At 74.5% G+C, this 5,686-nt stretch carries 6 protein-coding genes; 4 read left to right on the top strand and 2 right to left on the bottom strand.

Annotation, left to right across the window (positions count from 1 at the left end; translation table 11 throughout):
• Positions 1-634: maltotransferase domain-containing protein (locus tag F9B16_RS48865; RefSeq protein ID WP_151547091.1), on the bottom strand; the 634-nt coding region annotated here is incomplete at its 3' end.
• A gap of 244 nt (positions 635-878) precedes the next feature.
• Here F9B16_RS48865 and F9B16_RS53375 point away from each other — a divergent pair.
• Positions 879-1,751, top strand: coding sequence for a septal ring lytic transglycosylase RlpA family protein (locus F9B16_RS53375; RefSeq protein ID WP_225992645.1), 873 nt, complete (start codon positions 879-881; stop codon positions 1,749-1,751).
• Positions 1,752-1,801: 50 nt separating this feature from the next.
• On the opposite strand, the gene F9B16_RS51980 is transcribed toward F9B16_RS53375, so the two are convergent.
• The gene (locus F9B16_RS51980; RefSeq protein ID WP_192809380.1) at positions 1,802-2,143 is read right to left on the bottom strand and encodes an STAS domain-containing protein; all 342 of its coding nucleotides are present in this window, start codon (positions 2,141-2,143) and stop codon (positions 1,802-1,804) included.
• Positions 2,144-2,614: 471 nt separating this feature from the next.
• Here F9B16_RS51980 and F9B16_RS48850 point away from each other — a divergent pair, with 471 nt between their 5' ends.
• The 3 genes from F9B16_RS48850 to F9B16_RS51975 all read left to right on the top strand — a co-directional run bounded on the left by F9B16_RS48850 (position 2,615) and on the right by F9B16_RS51975 (position 5,628).
• Positions 2,615-2,896 carry a sulfurtransferase TusA family protein gene (locus tag F9B16_RS48850; RefSeq protein WP_151547089.1) on the top strand — a complete coding sequence of 94 codons (282 nt, stop codon included), beginning with the start codon at positions 2,615-2,617 and terminating at the stop codon, positions 2,894-2,896.
• 157 nt (positions 2,897-3,053) lie between these two features.
• Complete coding sequence (locus F9B16_RS48845; protein WP_151547088.1) at positions 3,054-4,544, top strand: flavin-containing monooxygenase; 1,491 nt, start codon at positions 3,054-3,056, stop codon at positions 4,542-4,544.
• 1 nt (position 4,545) lies between these two features.
• Complete coding sequence (locus tag F9B16_RS51975; RefSeq protein WP_192809379.1) at positions 4,546-5,628, top strand: hypothetical protein; 1,083 nt, start codon at positions 4,546-4,548, stop codon at positions 5,626-5,628.
• The last annotated feature ends 58 nt before the right edge of the window (positions 5,629-5,686 follow it).

Here is a 5,686-nt window from a genome sequence, read left to right as displayed (position 1 = left end):
CGGAGCGGGGGAAGAACTCGTACCAGGCGCCGTACAGGGCGCGTTGCCGGTGGACGACCAGCGGGTACCAGTCCGACACCGTCAGCAGGTCCCGCAGCGGATGCCGCTCCAGCACGTCCGCCACATCCGGGTGCTTGACGGCGGCCAGCCGCACGAGCGCGTCGGTGTCCCCGTCCGACAGGACGCGGACCAGCCGCGCCAGCGTCCGACGGTCCTTCGCCGGAACGCCGCGTGCGGCGCGCGTGACCAGAGCCGCGCCTTCGGCGAGCATGAGCTCGGCATCCTGGCCGCGCGGGACCTTGATCTGCGCGTCATGCCACCAGTGCGCGATCGGATCGCCCCACGCCTCGACCCGGAACGACCACTCGCCCATCCGGTCCGGCGTCACCAGCGCCGCCCACCGGTCCAGCCCCGCACCGACCTCCGCCATCCGCTCGCCGGGCAGCACGGTGCCGTCCGGCGCGCGCAGCACCACCGCCGCGCCGAGCATCTCGTGCCCCTCCCGGAACACCGTCGCCGACACCTCGACCGTCTCGCCCACCACGGCCTTCGCCGGCCACCGCCCGCCGCCGACCACCGGCGCCACGTCCAGGATCGGGATCCGCCCGAGTCCGCCCGTCGGCTGCACCTGCATCGCGCTCCGCTCCCCACCCGTCCGCGTCGGTCCCCGTGGTCCATGCCCGGTCCACGACCGCGCGGCATCCCGCGAACCACAAGATCGCGCAAAGAGATCGCGTGCCCGCGCCGCCCCGGCACGGCCCGCGACGGCGCCGGTCAAGGCGGTGTTCGGACGGATTTAAGGCGGAGTTGATCTATGAACCGGCCGTCCGGCGGGGCTCGTAACCCAGGCGAGTTCACCACCGGAAGGAGCGGTACGGATGATGCGGCGGAACGGGATGCGCGCGGTGCTCGGCGCGGCGGGGCTGCTGGCGGTGCTCGGCGCGGGCGCCTGCGGCGGAGGCGAGCAGCGGGAGGCGGGACGGGTGGCGGCGGAGTCGTCCGGGTGCGCCGCCCTGCAGCAGCGGATCACGGCGGGTCAGGCGGTCGATGTGGCCGCCGCCGAAGTGTGCGACCAGACGCAGTTCGCGCGGCTGGAGAACCAGCGGCAGGCGGCGCGCGCGAAGGGCGAGAAGCCCGCGATGCAGGTCAGCGCGATCTGTCGGGCGGTGGACGCGCAGGCCGCGAAGGGCGACGCGAAGCTCAACTTCGGGCTCGCCTTCCACTGCCGCCAGCGTGAGCGGTTCGCCAACACCGTCAACGCGACCAGCGGGCTCGGGCCCGCGAACAAGGTGACGTCGCTGTGCCTGGGCGCGCGGGCGAAGAAGGCGCGGGGCGAGGCCGTCGACGCCTTCACCGATTCGTTCTGCGGCAAGGAGGAGGCGGCGGCCGGCGGTTCGAGCGCGGCTCCGGAGCCGTCGTCGCCCGCGGCGCCCGCCCAGAGCACGGCGCCTGCTGCGCCCGCGGCGCCTGCTGCGTCCGCGCCGCCCGCCGCGTCCGGGGGCGGCGACGTCGTGTGCCCGGGGTCGACGGTGACGCTGTCCGGCGAGGCCGGCGCGCCCGCCGCGTCCAGCGACCGGCTGCCGGCCGGGACGAAGGTGAAGGTGACCAACCTCGACAACGGCAAGTCCACCACGGTCGCGGTCACGTCGGCGTCGGGCAGCTGCGTGCTGCTGAACAACGCGGCGTTCGAGCAGGTGCGCGAGGCCGGGAAGTTCCTGATCCGGCACGCCCGGATCGAGCGCGTCGGCTGAGGCGCGGGACGGCGACGCGCCCCCGGCGGCCCGGCCGCCGCCGGGGCGGGTCAGGCGTGCGTGACGGGTGCGAGCGCCTCGCGCGCGGTCGCCACGTCCGGCGCGATGGCGACGCGCCGCGGCAGGCCCGCGACCTCGGCGACCCGGCGGACGATGCCGCGCGGCGGCAGCACCACCCACATCGGCACGCCGAGCTCGGTGGCGCGCATCTGTGAGCGCAGGATGACGTTCAGCGCGTTGGAATCGCAGAACGTGCAGTCCGAGAGGTCGAGGATGAGGGCGGGCGCCCCGGAGTCGAGCAGCCCGAGGGCCTGGTCGAGGATCGCCTCGCCGTTGCTCAGGTCGACCTCGGCGGGGAAGGACAGCGTCCCGCAGGTCGGCGTGGTCTCCACTCGCGCTGCTCCGAGTTCCATGGCTCGCCCCAAGGTCAGGTTCCTCACGTGGGTGACGTCTGGGGGTGCTTCACTGCGACTGTAAGCCCCAAAGCTGGACGAAACCTGAAAGAGAGGGTCAAGAGTGGGGCGCCGGTCGCTCATATTGCCGATCATCGCGTTCGCTTCCGATTGCTCCGAGTTCGTCGCTTCGGATGCGCGCACGCGCGGCCCCGGACGGTGACGCCGACGGGATCGTGCGGGAGGCGGCCGGATGCGGCCGCCGCTGCTCCGAAGCCGCACCGTGACGGGCGATCGATCGCCCTCGCCGGCGCTCCGGCGGGAGCGTTCACCGCCGTCCGGCGGCTGCTCCCGGTTTCTTCAACGATCGCTCGCCGCGGGATGTTCCGCGGTGAAGCGGGCCCCCCAAAGCCCTATATTTCCCCCATGGGGTGATTGCTCGCCGGAGAAGGCGAGTGCTGGGGGTGCGAAATGGATCCGGAACCGGTGGTCATCGACGGTGGGGACCGTTCCTGCGTGCGGCTGCTGCTGGAGCTGCGCGGGCATCTGGCGGGGCTGGCGCCCGGCACGGTCGTGCATCTCATCGCCAGCGACCCGGCGGCGCCGATCGACCTGCCGGCCTGGTGCCATCTGACGGGGCACGACTACCTCGGCCCGGTCGACGCCGACACCCCCACCTACGCGCTGCGCGTGACCGAACGCCCGCGCGCCACCGAGCCCGATTCGCCCTGGCGCCCCGCCGCGCACGGCTGAACGACCCCGCTCGCCGCCGCACCCGCCGCCGCACCGCCGCACCGCCGCCGCGTCCCGCACCGCCGCCGCGTCCCGCACCGGGCGGCCCCGCCGTTTCATTTTGACGGAGCGTCCGTCACTATTGGCGTATCGCCAATTAGCGAGGGATGTGACGGGCATGGCGGGACGGCCGTCGATCGCGATCGTGGGCAGCGGGTTCAGCGGGCTGGGGCTCGCCGTCCGGCTGCTCCGCGCCGGCTTCACCGACCTGACGGTGTTCGAGCGCGGCACCGACGTCGGCGGCGTGTGGCGGGAGAACACCTACCCGGGCGCCGCCTGCGACGCCCCGTCCCACCTGTACTCCTACTCGTTTGAGCCGAAGCCGGACTGGTCGCGGCGGTTCGCGCCGCAGCCGGAGATCCTCGCCTACCTGCGGCACTGCGCGCGCAAGTACGGCGTCCTACAGCACGTCCGGTTCGGCTGCGAGATCACCCGCGCCGGCTTCGATCCGGAGGCCGGGCAGTGGAACCTGCGGACGGCCGGGGGAGAGGTGCACCGGGCCGACCTGCTCGTCGCGGCCTGCGGCCAGCTGAGCGTCCCGTCGGTGCCGGACATCCCGGGGCTGTCGGACTTCGCCGGCACCGTGTTCCACTCCGCGCGCTGGGACCACGGCCACGACCTCGCCGGACGGACCGTCGCGGTCGTCGGCAACGGCGCGAGCGCGGTGCAGTTCGTCCCGCGGATCGCGCCGGACGCGGCGAAGCTGACCGTCTTCCAGCGCGAACCGCAGTGGGTCGGCTGGAAGTGGGACCGCCGCTACCCGCCGCTGCGCACCGCGCTCAACCGGCGGTTCCCGCTGCTGCAACGGCTGTCGCGGCTCGCGGTGTTCGTCTGGTTCGAGGCGCTGCTGAACCCGATGCTGGTCTCGCCGCGCGCCCGCCGCGTCCTGTCGGCGCACGTCCGCGCGCTGTGCCGCACGACGCTGTGGTCGGTCAAGGACCGGCGGCTGCGCGAGCGCCTCGTTCCCGGCTACGAGCTCGGCTGCAAGCGCGTGCTGATCTCCAGCGACTACTACCGCGCCCTCAACCTCCCGCAGGTGGACGTGGTCACCAGCGCCGTCGTCGGCGCGACCCGGGACGGCCTCGTCACCGCCGACGGCCGCGAGCACCCCGCCGACACCGTCATCCTCGGCACCGGCTTCCGCACCCGGGACTTCGTCGCCCCCATGCGCGTCACCGGTCTCACTGAGCGGGACCTGGACGAGGCGTGGCGGGACGGGCCGCGAGCCTACCTGGGGATGGCCGTCGCGGGCTTCCCGAACTTCTTCCTGATGTACGGGCCCAACACCAATGTCGGCTCGGGGTCGGTGGTGCACATGCTCGAAAGCCAGATCTCCTACATCGTGCAGGCGGCCCGCGCGTTGCGCGACCCGGAGGCGCTCTACATGGACGTCCGCGAGGGCGTGCTGGCGGAGTTCGACGCCGCGCTCCAGCGCCGCCTGGACGGGACGGTCTGGAACGCCGGCGGCTGCGACAGCTGGTACCTGCACTCCGGCGAAGGCGCCGGCGGCCGGCGCCGCAACGCCAGCAACTGGCCCGGCTCGATGCTCGGCTACCGCCGCCGCACCCGGACCCTCGACCCGTCCGACTACCGGATCGTGAAGCGCTGACGTGGGCGCCGCACACAGGACCCCGGCCCGGAGCCGCACCGGGGACGGCGCTGACCGCCGGCTGCTGCGCGCGCTCGAAGGCCTCTACGTCATCCCGCCCGGCCACCACCGGCCCGACACCGGACGCGCCGACGCCGCGCGGATGCTCGCCTGCGACGACCGGACGCTGACCGCGCTCGTCCGGCACGGCCTGCCGTCGACCGGCGAGCGCGGCCGGGAGCGGTTCGACGGGCGGGACCTGTTCAACCTCGCCCTCTACTCCGGGACGGGGCGCACGCCGGTCGAGCGGGACGTCGCGTCCCTGCTGCGCTGGACCCGCTCGTCCTGCGAGGACCTCATCGCGCCGCGGGTGTCCCGGTTCGAGCTGCGGGTCGCCTGCGGGGACCCGGACGGCTGCCGTCCCGACGCCCGCAATGCCCTCGCCCGGCCCCGCACCGGCGCGTACGGCGGCGCGGTCCGGCACGTCCGGGCGCATCCGGGGCGCGGGGGCCGCCGGGTGGGCGCGGCGCCCGACGCGGCGGCGATGACCGCGCGGTCGTCCGGCCCCGCGATGGCGATCTCGGCGGTGCTGCGGACGGTCGGGGACTGCCCGGTGCTGCGCGCGCCCGCGCTGCGCGCGATCGTCCGCGAGTTCATCGGCGCCGAGCCGCGCTACCTGCGCCTGCCCGTCGACCTGCGCGACGACCCGGACCTCGTCCCGCGCGGCTTCGCCGGCTGCGGCGCCGCCAGCCGCTACATCGAGCGGCTGTGCCGCGAGGAGGGCGTGCCCGCGACGACCCGGATCGGCTGGGTGGTCGGGCTGCCCGAGGTCGTGCACGCCTGGGTGGAGGTCGTCGACGACGACGGCGTCACCAAGGTGATCGACCCGGTGTTCACGCTGCTGTCGGAGGTGATCCCCTGGTCGAACCCGATGCTGCGCGACCCGTCGCTGGCGTTCCGGACGAACCGGCTCGTCCCGACGGGCCTGCACGTCGGCGGCGACGTCGCGTCCCACACCTGCGGGCGCGCGCCCGGCACCGCCGAGGGCCCGCACGCCCGCGCCCGCGTCACGACCCGGATCGTCCCGCTCCGCCCGACCGCCTGACCGGCCGCGGCCCGGGTCAGTCGAACAGGCGCAGCTTGTGCGCGCGGGCGGCGGCCTC

This window comes from Actinomadura montaniterrae, assembly GCF_008923365.1.
GTDB classification, from domain to species: Bacteria; Actinomycetota; Actinomycetes; order Streptosporangiales; family Streptosporangiaceae; genus Spirillospora; species Spirillospora montaniterrae.
The sequence above is the reverse complement of the archived record's forward strand: the minus strand, read 5'-3'. Positions and strand labels throughout refer to the sequence as shown.

What these genes read in the sequence shown, in the direction of transcription:
- F9B16_RS53375 (WP_225992645.1), top strand. Translation starts at nt 879, where the DNA reads ATGATGCGGCGGAACGGGATGCGCGCGGTGCTCGGCGCGGCGGGGCTG.
- F9B16_RS48850 (WP_151547089.1), top strand. Translation starts at nt 2,615, where the DNA reads ATGGATCCGGAACCGGTGGTCATCGACGGTGGGGACCGTTCCTGCGTG.
- F9B16_RS48845 (WP_151547088.1), top strand. Translation starts at nt 3,054, where the DNA reads ATGGCGGGACGGCCGTCGATCGCGATCGTGGGCAGCGGGTTCAGCGGG.